Source organism: Mycobacterium sp. P2_H7, from assembly GCF_056403275.1.
On the sequence record NZ_JBFUFU010000019.1, the window covers coordinates 203,526 to 228,265 of the forward strand.

General features: G+C 68.1%; 19 protein-coding genes and 1 tRNA gene. 9 read left to right on the forward strand and 11 right to left on the reverse strand.

What is annotated here, in order from left to right; translation table 11 throughout:
• Positions 1-19: 19 nt before the first annotated feature.
• The 3 genes from AC1DY7_RS26335 to AC1DY7_RS26345 form a co-directional block, all read right to left on the reverse strand.
• Positions 20-451, reverse strand: a complete 432-nt coding sequence (locus AC1DY7_RS26335; protein ID WP_477496689.1) for a hypothetical protein — start codon at positions 449-451, stop codon at positions 20-22.
• A 160-nt stretch (positions 452-611) separates the two neighbouring features.
• Positions 612-685: transfer RNA gene (locus AC1DY7_RS26340), tRNA-Gly, on the reverse strand.
• A gap of 139 nt (positions 686-824) precedes the next feature.
• Positions 825-2,027: a hypothetical protein gene (locus tag AC1DY7_RS26345; protein ID WP_477496690.1), complete on the reverse strand. Its 1,203-nt coding sequence runs from the start codon at positions 2,025-2,027 to the stop codon at positions 825-827.
• A gap of 129 nt (positions 2,028-2,156) precedes the next feature.
• Here AC1DY7_RS26345 and dcd point away from each other — a divergent pair, with 129 nt between their 5' ends.
• From dcd to AC1DY7_RS26370, 5 genes are all read left to right on the forward strand, one after another.
• Positions 2,157-2,726 carry a dCTP deaminase gene (gene dcd / locus AC1DY7_RS26350; RefSeq protein ID WP_477496691.1) on the forward strand — a complete coding sequence of 190 codons (570 nt, stop codon included), beginning with the start codon at positions 2,157-2,159 and terminating at the stop codon, positions 2,724-2,726.
• A gap of 212 nt (positions 2,727-2,938) precedes the next feature.
• On the forward strand, positions 2,939-4,567 hold the full coding sequence (locus tag AC1DY7_RS26355) for a DUF7159 family protein (protein WP_477496692.1): 1,629 nt from the start codon (positions 2,939-2,941) through the stop codon (positions 4,565-4,567).
• Positions 4,568-4,586: 19 nt separating this feature from the next.
• On the forward strand, positions 4,587-5,897 hold the full coding sequence (locus AC1DY7_RS26360) for a cytochrome P450 (protein WP_477496693.1): 1,311 nt from the start codon (positions 4,587-4,589) through the stop codon (positions 5,895-5,897).
• A gap of 2 nt (positions 5,898-5,899) precedes the next feature.
• The gene (locus AC1DY7_RS26365; protein ID WP_477496694.1) at positions 5,900-6,625 is read left to right on the forward strand and encodes a maleylpyruvate isomerase family mycothiol-dependent enzyme; all 726 of its coding nucleotides are present in this window, start codon (positions 5,900-5,902) and stop codon (positions 6,623-6,625) included.
• Positions 6,626-6,635: 10 nt separating this feature from the next.
• Positions 6,636-7,004, forward strand: coding sequence for a nuclear transport factor 2 family protein (locus tag AC1DY7_RS26370; protein WP_477496695.1), 369 nt, complete (start codon positions 6,636-6,638; stop codon positions 7,002-7,004).
• Positions 7,005-7,007: 3 nt separating this feature from the next.
• On the opposite strand, the gene AC1DY7_RS26375 is transcribed toward AC1DY7_RS26370, so the two are convergent.
• From AC1DY7_RS26375 to AC1DY7_RS26395, 5 genes are all read right to left on the reverse strand, one after another.
• Positions 7,008-8,267, reverse strand: a complete 1,260-nt coding sequence (locus tag AC1DY7_RS26375) for a DUF58 domain-containing protein (RefSeq protein ID WP_477496696.1) — start codon at positions 8,265-8,267, stop codon at positions 7,008-7,010.
• Positions 8,268-8,271: 4 nt separating this feature from the next.
• A complete protein-coding gene (locus AC1DY7_RS26380; RefSeq protein ID WP_477496697.1) occupies positions 8,272-9,228 on the reverse strand; it encodes an AAA family ATPase in 957 nt (318 codons plus the stop codon).
• Positions 9,225-9,875, reverse strand: coding sequence for a hypothetical protein (locus AC1DY7_RS26385; RefSeq protein WP_477496698.1), 651 nt, complete (start codon positions 9,873-9,875; stop codon positions 9,225-9,227). Before AC1DY7_RS26385 ends, AC1DY7_RS26380 begins: the two co-directional genes overlap by 4 nt.
• A 61-nt stretch (positions 9,876-9,936) precedes the next feature.
• Positions 9,937-11,187 carry a YibE/F family protein gene (locus tag AC1DY7_RS26390; protein WP_477496699.1) on the reverse strand — a complete coding sequence of 417 codons (1,251 nt, stop codon included), beginning with the start codon at positions 11,185-11,187 and terminating at the stop codon, positions 9,937-9,939.
• A 31-nt stretch (positions 11,188-11,218) separates the two neighbouring features.
• Complete coding sequence (locus tag AC1DY7_RS26395; protein ID WP_477496700.1) at positions 11,219-12,511, reverse strand: pyridoxal phosphate-dependent aminotransferase; 1,293 nt, start codon at positions 12,509-12,511, stop codon at positions 11,219-11,221.
• Between the two features lie 111 nt (positions 12,512-12,622).
• Here AC1DY7_RS26395 and AC1DY7_RS26400 point away from each other — a divergent pair, with 111 nt between their 5' ends.
• A complete protein-coding gene (locus tag AC1DY7_RS26400; protein WP_477496701.1) occupies positions 12,623-13,024 on the forward strand; it encodes a hypothetical protein in 402 nt (133 codons plus the stop codon).
• A gap of 61 nt (positions 13,025-13,085) precedes the next feature.
• Here the strand turns inward: AC1DY7_RS26400 and AC1DY7_RS26405 are convergent, their stop codons facing one another.
• The 3 genes from AC1DY7_RS26405 to AC1DY7_RS26415 all read right to left on the reverse strand — a co-directional run bounded on the left by AC1DY7_RS26405 (position 13,086) and on the right by AC1DY7_RS26415 (position 20,800).
• Positions 13,086-16,184 (reverse strand): (Fe-S)-binding protein, encoded by a 3,099-nt coding sequence (locus tag AC1DY7_RS26405; RefSeq protein WP_477496702.1) that lies wholly within the window; start codon positions 16,182-16,184, stop codon positions 13,086-13,088.
• A 293-nt stretch (positions 16,185-16,477) separates the two neighbouring features.
• Positions 16,478-18,964, reverse strand: a complete 2,487-nt coding sequence (gene iniR, locus AC1DY7_RS26410; protein WP_477496703.1) for an isoniazid response ATPase/transcriptional regulator IniR — start codon at positions 18,962-18,964, stop codon at positions 16,478-16,480.
• Between the two features lie 9 nt (positions 18,965-18,973).
• Entirely contained in the window at positions 18,974-20,800 is a 1,827-nt protein-coding gene (locus tag AC1DY7_RS26415; RefSeq protein WP_477496704.1) for an Hsp70 family protein, read from the reverse strand.
• 196 nt (positions 20,801-20,996) lie between these two features.
• On the opposite strand from AC1DY7_RS26415, the gene AC1DY7_RS26420 reads away from it, so the two are divergent.
• The 3 genes from AC1DY7_RS26420 to AC1DY7_RS26430 all read left to right on the forward strand — a co-directional run bounded on the left by AC1DY7_RS26420 (position 20,997) and on the right by AC1DY7_RS26430 (position 24,739).
• Complete coding sequence (locus AC1DY7_RS26420) at positions 20,997-21,536, forward strand: Rv0340 family IniB-related protein (protein ID WP_477496705.1); 540 nt, start codon at positions 20,997-20,999, stop codon at positions 21,534-21,536.
• Positions 21,537-21,760: 224 nt separating this feature from the next.
• Positions 21,761-22,846, forward strand: a complete 1,086-nt coding sequence (locus AC1DY7_RS26425) for an IniB N-terminal domain-containing protein (RefSeq protein ID WP_477496706.1) — start codon at positions 21,761-21,763, stop codon at positions 22,844-22,846.
• Between the two features lie 78 nt (positions 22,847-22,924).
• Positions 22,925-24,739: a dynamin family protein gene (locus AC1DY7_RS26430; RefSeq protein WP_477496707.1), complete on the forward strand. Its 1,815-nt coding sequence runs from the start codon at positions 22,925-22,927 to the stop codon at positions 24,737-24,739.
• Position 24,740: the final 1 nt, after the last annotated feature.

Here is a 24,740-nt window from a genome sequence, read left to right on the forward strand (position 1 = left end):
CGCGCTGCCGATCCTGGTTTCACGGGACCACATGGACGCTGACGCCGAATTGTTCACCGCACATGAACGTACCGGTGGCAGTGTTGATAAGTTTCAACGTCTCGCCCGCAGATAGGCCGTAGCCGTCGCGCATCTGGTAGACGATGTATTCGCCTTCTTCGTCGGATACTCCGGTAGTACCGCCGCCGCCGAGACCGGGCAAGGTGTCGTTCTGTGCCTTAAGGACGAGATTGCACACCTTCTCTGGAGCGCCACCAGCGCCAGGGACGCGGCAATTGCCGTTCAGGTTGCTCCATTGGCCGCCTGCCGCCGCGCAGTCGGAGTACTTGTCGGCATGCGCTGTGGGCGTCAGGGCGATTGTCGTGGCGACGAGGTTCAGGCCTATTCCAACGCACAGCGCTGGCGCCGCAATCGTCCTTCGGGTCCAGGCAGATGTCGCTGCAATTCCCATCAATCTCTCCTGTGCATTCACTGGCAGGAAGCCTAGCTGGCCGCGAATCGCGTGTGCAGAGGATCGCGCGGGTCCAGCTAGTCCCCGCGTACCAACAAGAGACGAATAAGGGCGCTTAACTCGCGCCCACGCCGTAAAGCGCCCTCTACCAGGGCTTTCGTGGAGCCGATGACGGGAATCGAACCCGCGTATTCAGCTTGGGAAGCTGATGTTCTGCCATTGAACTACATCGGCGTACCAGCGGTGCTGGTGAACAGGAAGGTTAGCACCGGCGGAACCGGGCGCCGCACTCGACGCCCGGTGTGCTGGCGGTTTCCGACGTTTGGGTCGTTGAAAAGCACCAGCGACGACCCAAACGTCGGAAACGAGGAAGTCAGGCGGCTGCCGGGGCGTCCTCCTTGGCGGGCTCGGTCTTGGTATCGACGCCGCCCGGCGTGGTCGTGTCGGTGGTCGTCGCCGTGGTGGTGGTGCCCGGGGTGCCGGTCGTCGGCGTGCTCGTCGAACCCGTGGTGCCGGTCGATGCCGGGTTGTCCTTGTCCTCGACCTTCGATCCCGGCTCGAACTTGTTGCCGGTCTTGGTGACGTCCTGCGTGGGCTCCGGCGCGGTTGAGGAAGGCGTCGCCTTGACCGTAGGAGTCGGGGTGGCGGAAGGAGTGGCCGTTGCAGAAGGAGTGGCCGTGGCGGTCGCCGTCGACACCGTGCCCGAGACGGTGCCGGTCACCTCGGTGCCCTTGTCCTGAACGACGTCGTCCTCGACGGGCGTCGTCTCGGTGCCCGTCTTCAACGTGACGATGGTGTCGGCGGTCTTCGGCAACGCGGTCACCGACAGCGCACTCGCCCCCGCCAATCCCGGAACACCCGAGGGCTCGGCCTTCAGCGCTTCGGCCAACGTCTGTTGGAAGAACACGACACCGTCGGTGATCTTGCCGGCACCCTCGGCGAGACCCTGTCCGATCAACTTGACGCCACCGACCAGCGCATCGATCACATTGCCGATGTTGATGGGCAGCAAGGAATCGACGAGATTCTGACCGGCGACGATCACCGACCGCGCGAAGTCGTCGAAGCCGGCGAACAAGGCGGTACCCAAACCGACAAAAGCGATCGGCCACGCCGCGGCGAGGGCTTCGTCGACGGCCAGGGTGCGCTGATTGCGGGCGATGCGCGAGGCCAGCAGCGGCCCGCCGACCAGCGTCAGTGTCGTGACGAGGCCCTTCTCGATGGTTGTCAGCGCCCCGAGCAGGTCCCCGTCGAGTACCTGCCTGGTGACGGTGACGATCGCCTCGGGCAGTGCGCGCAAGCTCGTGCCGAGCCCGTCGCCGGCCTTGGCCCATCCCACGCCGAACGTCGCGAGATCGGTGATCTGATTCTTGATGTACTGCTTCAGGACCGGCAGTTCCAGGATCTCCAGGATGGAGGCCGTCAGCTGGAACTCCGGCATCTGCAGGCTGTGCACGACGGGCGGGGCGACGGCGGACAAGGCCGGCGGCGGGGCCACGACGGGCGTGAAAGCAACGGCTCCAGCGGCCACGGCGACCGCCATGGGAAGGCTGAAACGGGCTGCGAATGTTTGCATGTGGAAGCTCCTTGGCTGGTAGGAACTGCGTGATGAGTTAAACGCTAGCGTCAATTCTGTGTGGCGGCCTGCACATCTGCCATGTCGGGCGGCCCGTCGGCAAGTCAGTCGGGTGACTAGGCTCATCGCGTGCTGCTCTCCGACCGCGATATCCGCGCCGAGATCTCCGCCGGCCGTCTGGCGCTCGACCCGTTCGACGACTCGCTGATCCAGCCGTCCAGCGTCGACGTCCGCCTCGACAACCTGTTCCGGGTGTTCAACAACACCCGCTACACCCACATCGACCCGGCGGAGCGCCAAGACGACCTGACCTCACTGGTCGAACCGAAGGAGGGGGAACCCTTCGTGCTGCACCCCGGCGAGTTCGTCCTGGGCGCGACGCTGGAGCGCTGCAGCCTGCCCGACGACCTGGCCGGGCGGTTGGAGGGCAAGTCATCGCTCGGGCGGCTGGGACTGCTGACGCACTCCACCGCGGGTTTCATCGACCCCGGCTTCACCGGCCACATCACCCTCGAGCTGTCGAATGTGGCCAATCTGCCGATCACCCTGTGGCCCGGAATGAAGATCGGCCAGCTCTGCCTGCTGCGGCTGACCAGTCCCGCCGAAAACCCCTACGGCAGCGCCGCGGCGGGCTCCAAATACCAAGGCCAGCGCGGCCCGACGCCCTCGAAGTCGTATCAGAACTTCCTCAAGTCATAGTTCCTGCACAGGACGCACTGGCAGGGTGTGGACCAGACGCCGCCGAGCTTTCGCGCCGGTACCCGAGTAGGGTCGCTTAAGTGGTCTAGCTAACGTCGTCGGTTGGTAACGACGGCACTGCCGTAGGCGATGAACTATCTAGTCGGCGCTCTGTGCCGCAGGGGTCAGGCGCGGCGACCTGGATAGCGCAGCAAATATTTTGGAGGGGTTAAGTGGACATCGTATTAGGTGTGTCTCTGACACCTACAACGGTGCGTATGGTGCTGGTAGAGGGTGACAAGGCCGACGGAGCCACCGTCGATCATGACGTCTTCCCGGTGTCGACATCGAGTGACTCAGCAACTCCCAGCGCGGCCGATCAAGTGGTCCAGGCGGTGCTCGGAACCCAGGAGAGCGCCGAGGCAGGCGGCCACCATCTCGCCCATGTCGGCGTCACGTGGACCGACCACACCGAAGCCGCCGTCCTGCGGGATGCGCTGGCCGCGCACGGCATCACCGACGTCATGCTGGTCTCCGAACTGCACGCCGCCAGTGCCTTGGCCAAGGCCGCGGGTGGCGCGGTCGGTTATCAATCGACCGCACTGCTCTTCCTGGACCGCGACTCCGCCACGCTGTCGGTGGTCAACGGGGACGACGGTTCCGTCGTCAAGGTCCTCACCCGCAGCCTGCACAGCACCGATGCCATGGCCGTGCTGGCCGAGATGGCCGCCGCGGTCGCCGGCAGGGAATCCGCCCCGCAGGGCATGTTCGTCGTCGGCTCCGGAGTCGACGTGTCCTCGGTGAAGGACCACCTCGAGCATCTCGTCGACATCCCGGTCAGCGCGCCGGAGGAATCCGAACTGGCATTGGCCCGCGGTGCCGCTCTGGCCGCTGCGAATGCCCCCACCTTCGAAGCATCGACCGTCGGGCTGGCGTACTCCCAGGATCCCGACGGCCCGACCGCCGGATCGGCGTACGCCGCCATGGCCGCCGCGGACACCCAGATGGCCATGCCGTCGGCGGACGTTCCGTTGTTCGCCGACGACGTCGACGCCGCATTCGCGGAGACGCCGGCTCCCGTCGAAGAAGGCCGCAAACCCTTCCTCCTCGTCGGTAGTGCGTTGACCTCCATCTTCGTCGTGGGCGTTGTGGCGCTTGCGGTTTCGTTGGCAGTGAGCATCCGGCCCACCGCCGATCAGCGTCCGTCACCCGCTCAGAACGCGGTGGCGCCCAGCGCCCCGGCCGTCGCACCGAAACCGGTGCCCGAGGCCGCCCCGGTGCAACCGGCGGCGCCGCCGCCGGCCCCGCCGGCCGAGACGATCAAGGCTCCGATCCAGGTCGTGCAGCAGGTGCCGCAACCGCGCCAGGTCTACGTCGAGCAGGCACCGGCACCTGCGGCCCCGCCGCCCGTGCCCGAGGCGCCGGCACCCGTCCCGGTGCCGGTGGTCGCGCCGCCCGTCGAGGTACCCCCGCCGGCGGTCCAGTGGCCGCATCCGGTGATCCGCATGCCGTGGGATCCCCCCAAACGGCAGCAGTACCCCGACCCCGACGACTACCCGAACCAGTACCCGGGCGGTTACCCCGGCCAGTACCCGGGCGGGTCCAACGGCGGCTACCCGGGCCAGTACCCCGGCAGCTCCAACGGTGGTTACCCCGGTTCCGGCAACCCGGGGAACAACGGCGGGTACCCGGGCCAGTACCCCGGCAATTCCAACGGCGGCTATCCGGGTTCGGGTAACCAGGGCGGCTACGGAAACGGCAATGGGAACGGAAATGGAAACGGGAACGGCCGAGGTGACCGCGGCGACGACGGTCCCAAGAAGAGCGGTCCCTGCTTCCTGATCTTCTGCGCTCCGCACTGACCGTCGTAAGCTCGCACCCATGCGGCAACGGATTCGTTGGCTGGCTCTGCACGGGGTGGTACGCGGGCTCTCCGCGGTGGCGGCGCGGCGGGGTGATCCTCAGGGGCGACTGATCGCCGACCCGCGGGCCCGCTCCGATCCGGGTGCCTTCGCCGATGAGATGCGTGCACTGGGGCGGGTGGTCCGGGGGCGAGCGGTTCTGCTGACGTTCGACCACGGCGTCGCGCACGAGGTGCTGCGCTCCGAGGATTGGCGGGTCAGCTCGCTGGGCATCAACCTGCCCAAGCCGCTGCGCTGGATCGTCGAGCACACCTCCGATGACCTGCTGCACCCCATCGAGCCGCCGTCGCTGCTGTCCATCGAACCGCCCGAACACACCCGGATGCGCAAGCTCGTCTCGTCGGTGTTCACCACCCGCGCCGTCGCGCGGCTGCGTGAGCGGGTGCAGGAGCGTGCCGATCAACTGCTCGATGAACTCGGCGGCGACACGATCAACGTGGTCGACCGGTACTGCGCCCAGCTGCCCGTCGCCGTCATCGGTGACATCCTCGGCGTTCCCGAGCCGGACCGGCCCAACATCCTGCGGTTCGGCGAGCTGGCCGCGCCCAGTCTCGACATCGGCTTGACCTGGGCGCAGTCCCAACAGGTCGACGAGGGCATCGCCGGGTTCGACGCCTGGCTGGGTGGGCACCTGCAGGAGTTGCGCCGCAACCCCGGTGAGGATCTGCTGAGCCAGATCATCGCGGCGTCCGACGGCGGTGCGGCCGGCGAGCCGCTGACCGAACGCGAACTCAAGGCCCTGGCCGGACTGGTGCTGGCTGCCGGTTTCGAGACCACCGTGAACCTGCTGGGCAACGGCATCCGGATGCTGCTCGATCACCCCGAACATCTGGACACCCTGGCCGCGCGGCCCGAGTTGTGGCCGAATGCCGTCGAGGAGATCCTGCGCCTCGATTCGCCGGTGCAGATGAGCGCGCGGCTCGCCGGTCGCGATGTCGAGCTGGCCGGCACGGCGGTGCGGCGCGGCGAGCTGATCATCATTCATCTGGCCGGCGCCAACCGGGACCCCGAGGTGTTCCCCGATCCGCATCGCTTCGACATCGAACGGGAGAACGCCGGGCGGCATCTGTCGTTCTCCGGTGGGAGGCACTTCTGCCTGGGCGCCGCACTCGCGCGCGCCGAGGGTGAGGTGGGCTTGCAGACGTTCTTCGCGCGCTATCCCGACGCCCGGCTGGCCGGCACCGGAGTCCGGCGCGACACCCGGGTACTGCGCGGGTGGGCGACCCTGCCGATCGCCCTCGGTGAAGCCCGTCCCGCGCTACGGTCATAAGCGTGGACTTCCGGGCCGCCCTGCTCGAGCAGACCAAGATCTTCGGCCACGTGATCCGTCAGGCGGATCCGTCGACGCCCGTACCCACCTGCCCGGACTGGACGCTGAACCAGCTGTTCCGTCATGTCGGGCGTGGAAACCGTTGGTGCGCACAGATAATCAGCGACCGGCTGAGCGAGGGGCTGGACCCGCGTGATGTCCGTGACGGTAAACCGCCCGAGGACCCCGACGCCGCCGTCGACTGGCTGAACGCGGGGGCACAGCTGGTTCTCGACGCCGTCGACCACGTGGGCCCGCAGCGGGTGTGGACCTTCATCGGACCGCGCCCGGCCGGCTGGTGGGTGCGCCGCCGCCTGCACGAACTGACCGTCCACCGCGCCGACGCCGATCTTGCCCTCGGCAAGGAATACGCGCTGTCCGCGGAGCTGGCGGCGGACGGGGTCAGCGAGTGGATCGAGCTGGCCACCGCGACCGGGCTCGGGCTCGCGCCCGGGCAACGGCTGCACCTGCACGCCACCGACGACGGGCTGGGTCCGACGGGGGAGTGGCTGGTGGTCAACGACGAAGACGGCCTGGCGTGGTCGCACGCCCACGCCAAAGGCGACGTCGCGGTCCGGGGGCCGGCGCGCAACCTGCTGCTGGCCATCACCCGCCGCCGCGCCGACGGTGTCGAACTCCTCGGTGACACCGCCGTATGGGATGACTGGCTGGCCAACACGCCGTTCTAAGGTTGGCTGTATGAGTACTTCGGAGATCGCCACGGTCCTCGCCTGGCATGACGCCCTGAACGCCCGGGAGTTCGGCACGCTGGACCAGTTGTGCAGCGACGACATCGAGTTCGGCGACGGCGACGGCGCCGCGCAGGGCCGCACCGCATTGCGGGACTGGGCGCAGGGCCTGGGCGACACGGTGACCGTGGGCCGGATGTACGTGCACGACGGGGTCGTGGTGGCCGAGCAGACCGTGACCGGTGATGACGGCGCGGACGCCGACACCTTCGGCTCGGCGTTCCGGGTGGTGCACGACCACATCACGTCGGTGTTCCGGCACGCCAGCCTGGATGAGGCGCTCGCGGCGACGGAGCTGTCGGAAGACGATCTGGTCTGACGGTCAGCGCGGCAGTCGTGCCGAATGCCGATTCGGAATCAGCTGCATCGCTTCATCGAGAGTGCTCCCCTCATGCCAGGGGACGACCTCGACACCGATGGTCCGCATGTCGCGGTACATGAAAGACCGCTCCAGTGACCATATTCGGGTAACCAGCGGATCCAGTTCGTCGGCGGCGGGTGAGCCGCGCAGAACATCGACGGCGACGACGGCGTGCCCATGCTTGCGCAAGTCGACAAGTGCCAATGCGAAGTGCGTGTTCAGCAGCGTCGAGAAGCCGATGACGATGGCGCCTGGCGGCACCGCCGGCCGTGGCGCCAACGAACCGACCGACGAGTGGAACCCCGAACCGGCGCCCAGCGTCGCGTCGAGCACCCGATAGAACTGCCGGCGCCCACTGTCGGGCTGCAACCATCGTGGCTGCCGACCACCGAGCGCGACGATGCCGGCCCGGTCTCCCCTTCTGAGCGCGGTTTGCACCACCTGCATGGCCCCGCGGACGGTACGTTCCGTCGCCTCGGTCGCCGGGCCGGGTGGCTGCGGATAGGTGTCGATGACGACGACCACGTCGGCGGATTGCTCGCCCAGCCGCTGGGTGATGTGCAAGGCGCGGCGGCGGGCGCTCACCGGCCAGTTCACCGCGCGCAGCGGATCTCCGGGCATGTAGGCACGAATGTCGGCGTACTCGGCGCCCGAACCCACTCGGCGCCCGACGTGAGATCCCAGGCGGTCGGGTAGTTCGGTGCGGGGGATGGCCGTCGACCGCGCGGGTGCCACCGGGAAGACGTACAACTCGACTGCATGGAGTGTCGCGCTGCCGGCCAACAGGCCGCCGCGTGCGCGGGTCCGCAGATGGGCCAGCACGGGGTAGCGGCCCCAGCGCTGGGCGGTGCATTCCACGACCAGACGGTCCGGCTCCTCCTCGACGACGTGCACATCCATCCCGGCGACCGCCGATACAGTCAGTTGGACGGCGCCGGTCGAGCCCGATTCGGTCCACACCGTCAGCCGGATTCGCTCACCTTCGAAGAAGCCGCCGGATTCGGCGTCTACGCAGACCTGCACCGGTGGGGCGGAGAAACGCCAACCGGCCAGGGCGAGCGCCGCCGCCGCCGGTATTGCCAGGGCGATCGGCTCCCATCGAGACAAGGCAAGGCCGAGGCTGACGGCGAGCACGCTGCAGACAGCCAGGATGATCGTCAGAGGTGCTGCGCCCCAGCTGAATTCGGCGCCGGTGCGACGTGTCTCGGTGGGCTCGTCCATCGGGTCACCGGCCGTCGGGTGCCGGGACCCGGCGCAGCAACTCCTCGACGACATGCGACGGGCGCACCTGCCGGACCCACATTTCTGCTTTCAACGTGATGCGGTGGGCGATGGCCGCCACTGCGAGGGCCTGCACGTCATCGATCAACACCTGTTCGCGTCCCTGCAGGAGCGCCCGTGCACGTGCCAGTTGCACCAGATCCAATTCGGCCCGGGGGCTGGCACCGACGGCGACCTGCGGATGGGCCCGACTGGCCGCCGCCAGCGACACGACGTAGCGCAGGACATCCTCGTGCACATCCACCTGCTCGACGGATTCCCGCATGGCCACGAGCTCGTCTGCGGTGATGACGGGCTTGACCGTGGGCGGCGCCGATCCGCGGTCCAGCCGCCGGCGCAGCATCGCGACCTCGTCGCCGGGCGAAAGATATTGCAGCTCAAGGCAGATGGTGAAGCGGTCGAGCTGAGCCTCGGGCAGTGGGTACGTGCCTTCGTATTCGATCGGGTTGTCGGTGGCCAACACCATGAACGGCGACGGGAGCGGGTAGGTGTGACCGTCGATGCTGACCTGGCTTTCGGCCATCGCCTCAAGCAGCGCCGCTTGGGTTTTCGGGGGAGTGCGATTGATCTCGTCAGCCAGCAGCAGGTGCGTGAAGATCGGCCCGGCGCGGAAGTCGAAACGTCCCGACTGCATGTCGTAGATCGTCGAGCCGAGTAGATCCGCCGGCAGTAGGTCCGGCGTGAACTGCACCCGTTTGAAGTCCAAACCCAGTGCGGACGCGAAAGACCGGGCGATGAGCGTCTTGCCCAGGCCCGGCAGATCCTCGATGAGGATGTGCCCGCGGGCCAAGATGGCGGTGAGGATGAGCGTGAGCGCGATCCGTTTGCCGACGACGACGCCCTCGATCTCGTCGAGAACTGCCGCACACCGCGCAGCGGTCGTCGTGGTCTTCAAGGTCATACCTGCTCCAGGCGTTCGAGGATCTCTTCCAAGGTGTGACGGCCGGGGCCCTGTTTCGGGGAGCCTCCCCGGACGACGTTGTCCGGATCGACCCATTGCCACAAGTCGCCGAACAACATCAGTCCGCTGGCCTTGAATGCCGCCGGATCGGAGGTGCGGCGTTGATTGGCCTTGGTGGCCACCTCGAAGTGGCGGGCGAGAACCGGGCGTACCCGGCGATCCCAGTCAGATCGTGTCGTGCCGGACCAGTGCACGAATGCCTCGGTTCGGGACATCCAGCGCTGCAACGGTTCCCCTGCGTCGTCGTCGACCAGACCTTCGGGCGCTGGGGAATTCGGCGTCACCCCGAGGCAGGTGCACAACGCGAGAAGCACGAGGGTGACCACCACAGCGGCCACGCGGTGATCGACCAGGGACAGCAGCATCAGGGGAGCACCGGCGGCGGCAAGCCCGCCCGGTGGCACGGGGCGTTTGGTGATGCGTGCCGCCAGCGCGCGCACGAAGACGGCCGACGCGGCGACGATGATCGCCGCGGCCAGCCAGCCCGGTATCGGAATGTGGACACGCAGCAGCACCACCGCGCACACAGCCACGAACGCGGTGACGACTACCGCGCTGAACACGGTGCGATCGTCCGGCAAAGCCACGCCCACCCCCTGGCGTTCGGATCGTGGGCCAACTGTACCTACGCAGCCTGGGGGCGGACCGTCATTCGGTATGGCGGCCGACCGTGGGCGCCGCCGGACCCGGGGTTGCCAGCACCGCCGCGATCGCCGTCGTCAGCGGCACGGACAGCGCCAGCGCGATGCCGCCCACCGCCGACCGCGCGATCTCGATGGCCACGCTCTCACTGGTCAGTACATCGCCCAGCGACCGGTTGGCGACGCTGAACAGCAGCAGCAGGGGCAGCGCGCTGCCGGCGTAGGCCAGCACCAGGGTGTAGACGGTGCTGGCGATGTGGTCGCGGCCCACCCGCATGGCGCCGGCGAAGATGGCCCGCCGCGACGTCGCGTGCTCGGCCAGTTCGAAGGCCGTCGACGCCTGCGTGACGGTGACGTCATTGAGCACACCGAGTGAGCCGATGACGAACCCGGCGAGCAGCAGGCCGGTGATCGACACGTGTCCCAGGTATGCCGCGACCTCGTTGTTCTGGTCCTCCGAAAGCCCCGTCAATTGAGCCAGTTCGATTGCACCCCACGACAACACCGCCGCCAGCAGAAGTGCGGTCAAGGTGCCCAGCAGCGCCGCACTGGTGCGCAGGCTGACACCGTGCGCCAGATAGATGACGGCATACAGAATGGCCGAGGACGCGACCAGGGCGACGGGCACGGCCGGGGCGCCGTCGCGCAGGGCGGGCAGCAGGAACACCACCAGCACGGCGAACGCCACGACGATGCCGACCATGGCGCGCAACCCGCGCCAGCGCGCGACCGCGACCACCACGATGGCGAACGCGGCCGCCAGACCGACCAGCGCCCAGGTGCGCTCGAAATCGAAGAAGGCGTAGGTGGTCGAGCCGGCGCCGTCGACGACGCGGCTGAGCCGGACGTGATCGCCGGCGGCGAGCTGTGGTTGCCCGGGTCCGCCGCTGAACTCGAGCAGCGTGTTCGCGCCGGCGTTCGGCCCCGATCCGATGGACACCAGCGAGTGCACGCACTGGCCGCCGCCATCGGGGGCGTCCTGCGGGCTGCCGGTGAGGACGGCACCGGTGGAGGGACTGCCACAGTTGGCCATGCCGGTGGACAGCACCTGGCCGGACTCGGTGGTGACCGCGCCGCCGGACGAGTTCTGGAACGGCAGCGGGATGTCGACTTCCTGCTGGCTCGGCCACAACCACGCCGCCCCGATGACGGTGGCGATGCCGATGACCACCAGCAGGCCGACCACGATCCGCGCGGACATCGGACCCAGTGGTGAGGGGCCGTCCAGCGAGTGGGAATGTCCGTGCGAGTGGGTCACCTGCCCAAGGGTAGGCGGTCGGGCTGAGCCCTTACTGCCGGTAGCTGACCAGGAAGTTACCCAGCCGCTCGATGGCCCTGGACAGGTCGCGGGCCCACGGCAGCGTGACTATGCGCAGGTGATCCGGTGTGGGCCAGTTGAATCCGGTGCCCTGGGTGATCAGGATCTTCTCCTGCAGCAGCAGATCGAGCACCAGTTGTTCGTCGTCGTGGATGTCGTACACCTCGGGATCCAGCCGCGGGAACGCGTACAGCGCTCCGTCCGGTTTGACGCACGACACCCCGGGGATCTCGTTGAGCTTGGTCCAGGCGACGTCGCGTTGCTCGAGCAGGCGGCCGCCGGGCAGCACCAGGTCGTCGATGCTCTGATGACCGCCGAGGGCCACCTGAATGGCATGCTGCGCAGGCACATTCGGGCACAAGCGCATATTCGCCAGCAGGCTGATGCCCTCGATGAAACTGGTGGCGTGTTCCTTGGGGCCGGTGATGACCAACCAGCCCGAGCGGTACCCGGCCACCCGATACGCCTTGGACAAGCCGTTGAACGTCAGGCAGAGCAGGTCGGGCGCAATGGATGCCATGGCGATGTGCTTGGCGTCGTCGTAGAGGATCTTGTCGTAGATCTCGTCGGCCAGCAGCAGCAACTGGTGCTTACGCGCGAGATCGGCTATCTGGGTGAGGGTTTCGCGGGTGTACACCGCACCGGTGGGGTTGTTCGGGTTGATCACGACGATCGCCTTGGTGCGATCGGTGATCTTCGATTCCATGTCGGCGATGTCGGGATTCCAGCCCTGGGTCTCGTCGCACAGATAGTGCACCGGGGTGCCACCGGCCAGCGAGGTCGACGCTGTCCACAGCGGGTAGTCCGGCGCCGGGATGAGCACCTGATCGCCGTTGTCGAGGAGCGCCTGCAGCGTCATGGTGATGAGCTCGGAGACACCATTGCCCAGGAAGACGTCGTCGACGTCGAACTTGGGGAAGCCGTCGACCAGTTCGTAGCGGGTGAACACCGCACGCCGCGCACTGGGAATGCCCTTGGAGTCGGAGTAGCCCTGGGCATTGGGCAGGGCCTGGATCATGTCGCGCATGATCACGTCGGGTGCCTCGAAGCCGAACGGCGCCGGGTTGCCGATGTTGAGTTTGAGGATGCGGTGGCCTTCGGCCTCCAGCCGTGAGGCGTGCTCGTGTACCGGCCCGCGGATCTCGTAGAGGACGTCCTGCAGTTTGGTGGACTGCGCGAACGTACGCGGCCGCGGGTTCTGGCCGGTGTTCTGCCACGACAACTGATTGCTACTCACGCGGCTAATTCTCCCATGCGTCCGCAAACCGATTTTCCGGATGAAGGTTGCGGTTTGACGTCGACGTCGATATTCGGCGGTGCGCATCCACTGTTTTCTGGGGACACGGTGTTAGGTTCCTGAATCACTATGACGTCGATGACACGTTTGTTGGGCACCGCATTCGGCATTGCCGCTGTGGCGTCGCTCGGATTTGCTGCGTCGGCTCATGCCGATCCGCCGTTACTCAACGGCACCTACGCAGGCGGCGATGTGGGGAACGTCTGGACCATCGCCAGCACCTGCGGTCTGACCGGTTGTACCGGGACCGTCGCGAGCAACCAGGGCTGGACCAGCCCGATGCTATTTGCCGACGGCCGCTGGAGTTTCTCGGTCACCAAACCCGATGGCTACATTTGCGAGGACGGCAGCTATCAGCCGGCTGTCGTTTCCATGACGATTGATCCGGCGACGCTCGGCGGGGTCATTTCCGCGGATTCCAATGGCGCCTGCCCGGGCGGAATCATGAGCGCTACGCCGTTCCAATTACGTCAGGTTTAGCCGCGATTTGTGCACGTTTCGTAACGCCAGGCGTTACGAAACGTGCACAAATCGCTGAGATTTAGCGCTTGCCGGGACGGCGGGCACCCTTGGCGATGCCGAGACCCTTCACGGGAGCCTCGTCGCCCACCACGCGGTCGGCGCCACTGTCCGAACCATTGGACGACGCAGCCGCGGGGGCTTCGGCGACCGGCTCGGGCTCGGCGGCGGGCTCTTCAGCGGCCGGGGCCTCCGCCGCCGGCGCAGGAGCGGCCGGAGCGGCGGCCGGGGCCGCCTTCTTGGCACCGGGCCTGCGGGCGCCCGAAGCGATGCCGAGGCCGACGACGGGAGGCTCCGGCTTGGCGGGCTCAGCCGGTGCAGCAGGCGCTTCGGCCACCGGCTGCTCGGGGGCAGCGGCCGGAGTGGGCGCCGCGGCGGCGGGTGCGGCCTTCTTCGCGCCGGGACGCTTGGCGCCCGACGCCATGCCCAGGCCCTTCACCGGAGCCGCGGGTGCGGCCGGTTCAGTGGTTTCGGCGGCCGGAGCAGCTTCGGCGGCCGCGGGTGCGGCCTTCTTGGCACCGGGTCGCTTGGCGCCACCGGCCATGCCCAGGCCCTTGACGGGAGCGGCAGGAGCGGCGGCCTCGGCGGCCGGAGCCGCCTCGGCAGCGGCGGGTGCGGCCTTCTTGGCACCGGGTCGCTTGGCGCCACCGGCCATCCCCAGCCCCTTGGCCGGGGCAGCAGGAGCCGCGGCCTCAGCAGCCGGTGCGGCCGCCTTGGCGCCGGGACGCTTGGCCCCGCCGGCCATGCCCAGGCCGGTGACCGGCTTGGCGTCGGCGGCTTCCGCCGGCGCGGCTTCCGTTTCCTCGACCTCTTCCACGACCGGTGCGGCAGCTTCGGCTTCGGCCTCGGCGGCGGCACGGGCCTCGGCACGAGCCGCGGATGCCGCTGCGGCCGTGCCCTTCTCCGGCAGCGTGTAGAGGCTGGTGTCCAGCGAGTTCAGCAGCAGCTGCGCGACGTCGAGAACCTCGACCTTTTCGATGTCCCGGGTGGCGGCGACGTCGTCGACACCATCGGTGATCATCACGCGGCAGAACGGGCAACCGGTGGCGATCGCCGAGGCACCCGTGTCGATGGCCTCCTCGGTGCGCTCGGTGTTGACGCGCTTCCCGATGTGCTCTTCCATCCACATCCGGGCGCCACCGGCGCCACAGCACAGACCGCGATCGGCGTGCCGGGGCATCTCGGTGAGCTTCGCGCCGGCGGCGCCGACCAGCTCACGCGGGGCCTCGTACTCCTTGTTGTGCCGGCCCAGGAAGCACGGATCGTGATACGTGACTTCCTGATCCACCGAGGTCACCGGGATCAGCTTCTTGTCCCGGACCAGGCGGTTCAGCAACTGGGTGTGGTGCACCACGGTGTAATCCGAGCCGAGCTGCGGGTACTCGCGGTTGATCGTGTTGTAGCAGTGCGGGCAGGTGACGACGACCTTGCGGTTGGACGTCTCGACCCCTTCGAACAGCTCGTTGATGGTCTCGACGTTCTGCGCCGCCAACTGCTGGAACAGGAACTCGTTGCCGGCGCGGCGGGCGGAGTCACCGGTGCAGGTCTCGCCGGTGCCCAGCACCAGGAACTTGACCCCGGCGGTGGAGAGCAGCTCGGCGACGGCCTTGGTGGTCTTCTTGGCGCGGTCTTCGTAGGCGCCGGCGCAGCCGACCCAGAACAGGTACTCGAAGCCCTCGAAGGAGTCCACGTCCTGGCCGTAGACCGGGACGTCGAATTCGACCTCGTCGATCCAGTTGGTCCGTTCCTTGGCGTTCTGGCCCCAGGGGTTGCCCTTGTTCTCCAGGTTCTTGAACAGCACGCCGAGCTCGCCGGGGAACTCGGACTCGACCATGACCTGGTAGCGGCGCATGTCGACGATGTGGTCGATGTGCTCGATGTCGACGGGGCACTGCTCGACGCAGGCACCGCAGTTGGTGCACGACCACAGCACGTCGGGATCGATGACGCCACCCTGCTCCAGGGTGCCGACCAGCGGTCGCAGGGCCTGATCCGCGCCGTGGCCCTCGATGCGCTCGTAGCCGGACTCCGGGACGTGATGCCCGTTGTCATGGTGCTCCAAGGAGGCGAAATCGACCGAGCCCTCCTCGGGCATCGTCTTGCCCTCGATCAGGTACGGCGCCTTCGCGAACATGTGGTCACGAAGGTTCATGATCACGAGCTTGGGAGACAACGGCTTACCGGTGTTCCAGGCCGGGCACTGCGACTGGCAGCGGCCACACTCGGTACACGTGGTGAAGTCGAGGTAGCCCTTCCAGGTGAAGTCCTCGATCTTGCCGCGGCCGAACACCGCGTCCTCGGCGGGATCATCGAAGTCGATCTTCTCGCCCTCGTACTCCATGGGCAGCAGCGGGCCCAGGCCGTCGGGCAGCCGCTTGAAGGTGACGTTGATCGGGGCGAGACCGATGTGCAGGTGCTTGGAGTGCAGCACGATCAGCAGGAACACCAGCATGACGCCGATGTGACCCATCAGGGCGATGGTCTCGATCCAGGCGTTGGCGGTGTGGCCGAGCGGGGCCAGCAGCGCGGCCATGCCGTCGGAGAAGAACGCGCCGAACTGGTACGGGAAGTCCTCACCGAGCACGTTGACCGCGGCGCCGCGGAAGATGGCGTAGGTCAGGATGACCAGGAAGATCATGAACAGGATCTCCCACGCGCCACCGGTGTGCGATCCGTAGAAACGCGACTCGCGACCGAGCTTCTTGGGCTCACGGGTGACGCGGATGATCGCGAAGACGATGATGCCGGCCAGCACGGCGAGGGCGAAGAAGTCCTGCAGGAAGCCCAGGATGGCCCAGCGGCCGACGATCGGGATGTGGAATTCGGGGTCGAACAGCACGCCGTAGGCCTCGACGTACACCGATCCGAGGACGAAGAAGCCCCACATGGTGAAGAAGTGCGCGATGCCGGGGATCGACCATTTCAGGAGCTTCGACTGGGCGAAGACTTCCTTGTTCTGGTTCAGGAAGCGCTTGAGCAGATCATCCTTGCGGCCGCGCTCGTCACCGAGCTTCTGCCCCGAGTTGATCAGCTTGACCAGCCACAGCACCCGCTTGGCGGCGAACACCAAAACGATCGCGGTCATCAACAAACCAAGGATCAACCGGCCAGTCGTGAGCATGTGCTCCAGGCTGTCTTCCACCGCGCGCCTCCCGTAATTTAAGTTACCCGCCGGTAACTTAAGGTGTGTTACTCGCCAGTAACTTAGGCTAGATGCCTGCTCATAGTTGCATCCGGCCGGGAAGCACCGCTAGCAAGGCTGACCTAACTCACCATTTGTCACCCCGCGGAAGCCGATCCGCCGGTACCGGAAAAGACTTGCTGACACTGGGCGATGGCTGTGTAACGACGCGGCCGGCCGGACTTCGGCAAACCGAGATGTGGTGGTCGCCACAGTCACATCACCCGGCTGGCTCAGGCCGGGGAACCCACCAGCGCCCGCAACATGGACAGCATCTCCGACCGCGATTCGGCGCCCAACCGGCGGCGGATCCGCGCGACGTGATGCTCGACGGTCTTGGCGGAGATCAGCAGCTGATTGCCGATATCGCGATAGGGCATGCCCTGCAGGACCAGCTCGGCGACCTCCCGTTCCCGGTCGGACAGGCGGGTCCAGGTCGGCATCGACGACGCCGGCTCGGTCGCCGCCGGTGTCGCCTTGGGCGCGTCGTTTTCGGCGGTGTCAGAGGTGAGGATGTCGGACTTGAGGTCCCGGGCCAGTTGCAACATGGCGCCCGACACCTTGCCGTCCGGGGTGTGCAATGCCGCCTGGCTGGCCAGACGGGTGGCGTCCCAGGTCAGACCGAAGCGCGTCAGCCCCCGCGCCGCGGCCGTCACCTCGTCCGGATCGACCTGATGGGCCAGCACCCGCAACCAACTCCGGCCCGCGGTCGCCAGGCTGCGCGCGAACGGGCTGTCCCCGGCCGCGGCGGCCAGCGCCTGCCCGTGCGGTGCCACCGCTTCCGGCGCATTGGTCAGGATGCCGGCGTGCACCCCCGCCCAGTGCAGCGGCACCGACCACAGCGTCGGCGCACCGAGGGCACTCAGCAGCGCGAAGGCCTCGTCGAGGTGATGCTGCACCCGATCGAGCTGGCGCAGTCGGGCCGCGGCGACCCACAGTTCGCCCAGCGGCAGGGTGCAGTAGATGTCCAGGGAGTACTCGGCCAGCACATCCATGGCCGCGTACCAGTGCTTCTGCGTCGCGCCACCGTCGCCGCCCCGGCGCGCGATGGCCGTGCGCAGCGCCGCCGCCCACAGGGCGTCCCGGCGATGCAGCGATTCCGGCACCGCCGCTGCGTCCGCGCCCGCCGCGCTCAGTTGTCCGTCCTGCATGCGCACCCAGCCCAGCAGCAGTCGGTGCCGCGCGGCGGTGAAGCCATGGTCCTCGGCCGAGTCGGCGCCGACCGCACGACCGATGATGCTGCGCGCCCGGACCGCGTCACCCCCGTGGAGCGCGGCCAGGGTAACCAGCGCGGCGGGGCTGTCGGGCGCGACGCCGGCATCGGTGCGCTCGGCGGAGATCGATTGGCTCAGTCGACCGATCGCGGCGCCGAACGGCTGATCCAGGGTCTGCAACAGACCGTCGGCCAGGCTGCGGGCCGCCCGGGCCGTCGAGGTGGGCGGCCCGGCGTCCTTGACCGCCAGCGCCGCCCGGGCGCCCGCCGCGTCACCTGTCCCGATGGCCACGATCGCCGCGGCGGACCCGACGAACGCATCGGGGTAGGGCCCGAGCCAACCGAACAGGTCGGCGGCCTGCCGTGCGGCGCCGTCATGAAGGGCGATGCTCGCCGAGATCCGGACCGCAGCCGCTCGCTCGGCGGAGTCGGCCGAGCCGAGCAGGTCGTCGGCGAGCTGCGCCGCCGTCGCGCAGTCGCCCGTCATGGCCAGCGCATCGGCCAGCCCGGCGCTGTGCGCGCGGGGGCCGGCACCGGCGTCGGCGGCCGCCCGGTACAGCCGCGCGGCGCGCGCCGGTTGGGCGCGGTGCCGCGTCGCCAGGGTGATCAGGGCGTCGGCCAGCTGCGCGTCGCGCAACCCATGCTCGGCCATCCGAAGTGCGAGATCCGTTGACAGCGTGCCGATGTGATCCTGAGATCGCAGCAGTGCGAGCTCGGTGTCGTGGTGGCGGGCGGTCCCGAGGATCTCGGCGACTGCGCGGTGCAGGATGCCGAGGAACGGCCGGCGGTGGGCCGGGTCGATGAGACCGGTGGCGCGGACCCGGTCCATCAGATCCTGTGCGCCGTCCCCGTCGATGCGCAGTGCCGCGGCGATATCGTCGGCGCCCAGACCCGGGCTGAGCGAACAAAGCAACAGGGTGTCCAGCGCCGCGCGGTCCAGGCGGTGCAACCGCTCCACCAATGCCACCCGGGTGGCGGTGCCGATGACGGCAGCCGCGGATTCGCCGTCGGGCGTCGCGATCGCCTGCGCGGCCGGGCCCAGCAGGAACGGCAGTCCGGAGGTGGCCGCCTGCACGGTGCGGGCGAAATCGGCTGGGATGCCGGCGAATTCGGACGGTGTAAGCACGCCGAGGGTGACCACGGGATTCTCCCGGGCCAGCGCGGTGAACAGGGCGTTCAGCGGAGGGCGGTGGGCCAGCGGTTCAGCGGCCACCACCACGGTGAGCTCCGGTCGCGCGACCAGCGCGGTGAGCCGGCCCAGGGCGGCGTCGTCGAGTAGCTGTGCATCGTCGATAACGATTGCGGCACTGCTGATTTCAGAGTCGTCTAGGACCGACGACAGTACCGAACGGCCCGCGCTCCGCAGCGCGGTGCGCGCCGCGCTCACCAGGGTTGTCTTACCCGTGCCGATACCTCCGCAGACCAGCACCTTGGCCGGCTCGGTGGGCGCGTCGATCAGGGCAGCGAGCGCGTCGCCCGATCGTGTCCCCTCGCCCAGGCCTGCCATGGGCGAGCGCTATTCGCCGCCGGAGACGGGGACCGTCGTCTGCGGTGCCTGCGTCGGCTGCGGCTTCTCCGTGACCGCCGCTTGGGCCGTCGTCGTGACCGGGTCCGGCGGCTTGGTGGTCGTCGGGGGCTGCGTCGTGGTCGGCGGCTTCGTCGTGGTGGTCGTCGGGGGCTGGGTCGTCGTCGTCGTGGTCGGCGGCGTCGTGGTGGTTGTGGTGGTCGTTGTCGTGGTGGTCGTCGTTGTTGTCGTGGTGGTCGTCGTCGAACTGGTGGTCGACGGTGTCGTCGTCGTGGTGGTCTCCGGCGGCGGCGGAGGGGGGACCTCGGACGTGGTGATGATGCCGTCGGAACCGGTGACGGTGACCGTCTCGGTCGTCTGCGGGGCCGCGGTGCTCTCCCCGGGCTTGGTGGAGAAGCTGGTCGCCGTCTCGATCACGGTGCCGCCGGGACCACTGGTGCCGGTCAGCGTGACGGCAAGGCCACCCCCCGCGAGGAGCACCGCCGCGGCCGCCGCCCCGAAGAGCAGCGGTGGGCGCTTGTACCAAGGCAGCGCCGCCGCCTCTTCCGGCAGCTCGTCGTCCTGCGGGGTGAAAGCCACTTCGGGCCGGGCACTGCTGAAACCGGTGTCGTAGTCCGGGCCCTCGTAAGGCATCGGCTCGCCTGCCGGAGCGGGGTTGTCCTCCGACCATGCCAGCCCGGGGGCTGCTGTGGTCGGCGGTGCGGCTGGAGACTCTCCCGCCCAGCCCATCGTCGGGGCCAGTCCGGTGGCCGCAGGGTCGGCTTCGGCGGCCGGGGCCAAACCCGTTGCGGCTGCGGCATCGGAGGCCAGGCCGGCCACCAGCGCCGCGCCGACGGCCGTATTCACCTGTGCAAAGGGGGTGGTGATGACCGGTGCCTGCAACCGCTCCGACAGCCGCTGCGTCACCAGCGGAATGGCCGCGCCCCCACCGACGGTGGCGATGGCCGACACGCTGGAAACCGGAATGCCGTTGTGCTGCAACACTTCGCCGACGGCAGTGAGCAGCCCGCCCAGGGGGCCCTCGATCAGCTGGTCCAGCTCGGGGCGGGTGACGCGGATACCGGAGTTGAAGCCGGGCAGTTCGGCCTGTACCACCGTCGCGGTGTCGGCGGACAGCCGTTCCTTGGCGCGCCGGCACTCATCACGAAGCCTGCCGAGCGAACCCACCGCCGCCGTGCTGCCCGGGTCGGCGTTGTTGGCCTCGGCGATCCCGGCGATGACATGGTTGAGCAGCGCCTGATCGATCTGGTCGCCGGAGAAATCGGGATAGCGCTGCGTGGTGCCGATGGGTGCCAGATCGGCACCCGCGTCGGCGAGCGTGATGCTGGTGCCGCTGCCGCCCAGGTCGATCAGGGCGATGACGCCCTGCGCGGGCAACCCGGGCCCGCTGCGCAGACCGGCCAGCGCCGCGACCGAATCCGGCACGAGGGTCGCCGACGACAGGCCGGGTTTGGCGCGCAAAGCGACCTGCAGCGCGGACACCGCGGCCGGGCTCCAATGCGCAGGCGCGGCGATGGTGATGGGCCGGCCACCGCCGACGGAATGGGCCATCGCGTCCAGCGCCTCGGCGAGCACCTGATCGCCGCGGTGCGACGAGCCGTCGGAGGCAACCAGGGGAACGGGGTCGCCCACCCGGTCGACGAATCCACCGAGCACCAGACCGGGCTGCGTCAGATTGGGGTTCTCGCCCGGCACACCGACCTCGGGGGCGCGGTCGTCGAACAGAGTCAGCACCGCGCGCCGCACGACCGGTGGTCGGCCTTCGCGGGCCGCCACCAGATTGGTTGTCCCGATCGACAACCCGAGCGAGTCGCCCATGTGATCTCCTGTCGACAGCGTGACGCCCTCACCTTAGTGGTAGCCGGGACCGCTCGGCCGCAATCCCCCTAACGTGTCGAAACCCCTAACGGGGCATCCCCTATTGGGGCGGTCCGGAAGGTGGGTTCGGCRCCGATTTGTGGGTCTACGTGCGCCGATAGCATCGAAGCCAACCCACAGAAAGGACGGTGACACGATGGCGAACGAACTCTTGGACTTCGTGATGTCGCTGGTGCGTGACCCCGATGCCGCCGCCCGGTACGCCGCTGATCCCCACCAGGCGATCGCCGACGCCCACCTGTCCGACGTGACCACCGCGGACGTCGATCACCTGATCCCGGTGGTCAGCGAGTCACTCTCGTCGCCCGAGCCGTCCGGCGTCACCGATCTGGGATCGGTCGCCGGCCTTGACGGCGGCGACAACGTCTGGGCCAGTGGCGCAGCCACGGCGGCCTTCGATGCCTTCGGCGACTTCGGCGAGGTGAGCGATCACGTGCCGGTGGTGGTGACCGACGACCTGCATTCCGCCCTGAGCGACCTGCCCGGCGGCGTCGAGCACAGTGTCCCGACCGTCCTCGACGACTATTCGGTGGACGTTCCCACCTTTGCCGGGGAGCTGCACCCCATCGACGATGTCCCGGTCGTCGACACCGGGATGGACTCGCGCTGGGACCAGGGCGCCGACGGCGCTCACCACGCGCCGCTCGACGACGCAGGGTTCGACATCTTCGACTGAGAACCCCCGAAAAGCCCGCTCACCTGCAAGGTGGGCGGGCTTTTTAGTGCCGGGACACAGCCATCCCCCAGCATCCCCTAACCCCCTAATGGGGCCACCCCCTATATCCCTGATGGGGGATCTGAAGGCGGGGGTTTCGGCCCCGTTTCCGGCGGCGCGCGCAGTCCATAACGTTGTCTTCAGTTCGCCAGACCACAGACAAAGCCACTCAGAAAGGCACTCCAATGACCTCGATCATCGACTACATCCTCGACCTCTTCCGCAGCCCCGACATCGCGGCGGCCTTCGTGGCCGACCCCGACCAGGCCATGCGGGACGCCGGCCTGCCGAACGTCAGCGCCGCCCAGCTCGCGTCCGTCGCGGCCAGCGTCGCCCCGGCCGGCGTCGCACTCGGCAACGGCGACCCGGTGTACGGCCTGCAGAACGCGGTGTCGAGCTACCACAACTTCGCCTCGCCGTTCTCGCCGCAGACCTCCTACAGCTCGCAGCCGACCTTCGCGCCGCAGACCGACTTCGCCAGCCACAACAGCACCGATTTCGCCAGCCACAACAACGTGCCGCTGCTGAGCCCCAACCAGGACGCCGGCGCCAACGCCCAGCAGGGTGCGTTCAACCTCGGCTTCGGTGACGTCACCCTGTTCGGCAGCAAGACCACCACCACGACCACGACCACCGCCACCAACGGCGGCGTGGTGGTCGACGGTCACAACGACGGCACCGTCACCACCGGGCACGACAACACCATCGGCGACGACAACACCAACGTCCACGACGTGCTGGCCGGCAGCCACTCGCCGGTGATCGTCGGGACGGGCAACGGCGTGCACGACAGCTCACAGACCGCGGGCGGTGACGTCATCTCGCACAACAGCGGACCCGTCATCAAGGACGTCGACACCAGCGGCGGCAACGGCGGTGGCGCCAGCGCCGGCGGCGGCCTCCTGGGCGGCGGTCACGCCAACGGCGGCGACGGTGCCAGCGGTGGCAGCATCGTGATCAACGACAGCCACGGCTCCACCAACACCACCTCTGTCGGCGGCAACCAGACCACGGCCGGGCACGACCTGGGCAGCGGCAACACCAGCGTGGTGGACACCTCCAGCCACACCTCGACGAGCACCTCGGCGAGCGGGCTCGGCACGATCGACAACTCGGTGCATGCCGACAGCTCGGTCCACGAGGACAGCTCCGTGCACACCACGGTGACCGACGAGTCGGTGCACCAGGCCGGCGCCCTCAACACCTACGCGGACACCGACCTGCACAACACCACGAACATCGAGCCGCACACCGATTTCCACGCGTTCTGATCGACACCTGATCGGCGGGGACCGCAAGGTCCCCGCCGATCGGCGCGCATGGGAGTTTGATGATCAGGAGAGGACGAGATGACCCAACCGCATGACCGCAAAGTTCCGGTGATCGTCGAGCTCATCGACCACAGCTCCCGCATCGCCGGCGGGCACGACCGTGCCGACCTGGTGGAGCGGCTGCGTATCGCCAAGGAACGCATCTCCGACCCGCAGATCCGGGTGGTCATCGCCGGTCAGCTCAAGCAGGGCAAGAGCCAACTGCTCAACTCGCTGCTGAACATGCCGGTGGCGCGGGTCGGCGACGACGAGAGCACGGTGTTGGCCACCGTCGTCTACTACGCCGAGACCGCATCGGCCCGGCTGGCGCTCGCCCGGCCCGACGGCGAGCCGGAGTTCGTCGCCATCGACATGGCCGAACTGCGCAACGATCTGCGCTACGCCCCGGCCGCACAGGGCCGCGAAGTATTGCGCGTCGAGGTCGGGGTGCCCAGTCCGATGCTCAAGGGTGGTCTGACCTTCATCGACACCCCCGGCGTCGGCGGCCATGGTCAGCCGCATCTGTCGGCGACCCTGGGCCTGCTGCCCGAGGCGGACGCGCTGCTGATGATCAGCGACACCAGCCAGGAATTCACCGAACCCGAACTGACCTTCATCCGGCAGGCCGTCGAAATCTGCCCGCTGACTTCGATTCTCGCCACCAAGACCGACCTCTACCCGCATTGGCGGGAGATCGTCGCGGCCAACACCAACCATCTGCAACGCGCAGGCATCGACGCTGCGATCACACCCGTGAGCTCGGTCCTGCGCAGTCACGCCATCACGCTCAATGACAAGGAACTCAACGAGGAATCCAACTTCCCCGAGCTCGTCAAGTTCCTCAGTGACAAGGTGATGTCCCGCGAAACGGACCGGGTCCGCGACCACGTGATCAACGAGATCCGCGCCGCCGCAGAACATCTGGCATTGACGGCCGGCAGCGAACTGGAAGCGCTGAACGACCCCGACACCCGCGAGAAGCTCACGACCGAACTGGAGCGGCGCAAACAGGAAGCCCAGGACGCGCTGACGCAGACCGCGTTGTGGCAGCAGGTGCTCAACGACGGAATCGCCGACCTGACCGCCGACATCGATCACGATCTGCGGAACCGGTTCCGCCACATCACCGCCCATACCGAAGGGGTCATCGACTCCTGCGATCCCACCCAGCATTGGGCCGAGATCGGTACCGAGCTGGAGAACGCCATCGCCACCGCCGTCGGCGACAACTTCGTCTGGGCCTACCAGCGCGCCGAGGCGCTGGCGGCCGAGGTGGCCAGGACCTTCACCGAGGCCGGCCTCGATGCCATCGAGGCGCCGCATGTCAGCGCCCGGGAGATGGGCGCCGATCTCGGCGAGTTCAACGCGCTGGCCCGGTTGGCCGCCAAACCGATCAAGGCCGGGCACAAGGTCGTCACCGGGATGCGCGGCTCCTACGGAGGTGTGCTGATGTTCGGCATGCTGACCTCGTTCGCGGGCCTGGGCATGTTCAACCCGCTGTCACTGGGCGCCGGACTTCTGTTGGGGCGCAAGGCCTACAAGGAGGACATGGAGAACCGGATGCTGCGGGTGCGCAACGAGGCCAAGACCAATATGCGCCGGTTCATCGATGATGTGTCGTTCGTGGTCAACAAGGAATCCCGAGACCGGTTGCGCGCCATTCAGCGTCAGCTCCGTGACCACTACCGCGGCATCGCGAACCAGACGTCCCGTTCGCTCAACGAATCGCTGCAGGCCACCCTGGCGTCGGCCAAGCTGGAGGAGAACGAGCGCAACGCCCGCGTCAATGAGCTCGAGCGGGAACTCAACATCCTGCGCCAGGTCATCGACAACGCGGACAAATTGTCCGAATAAG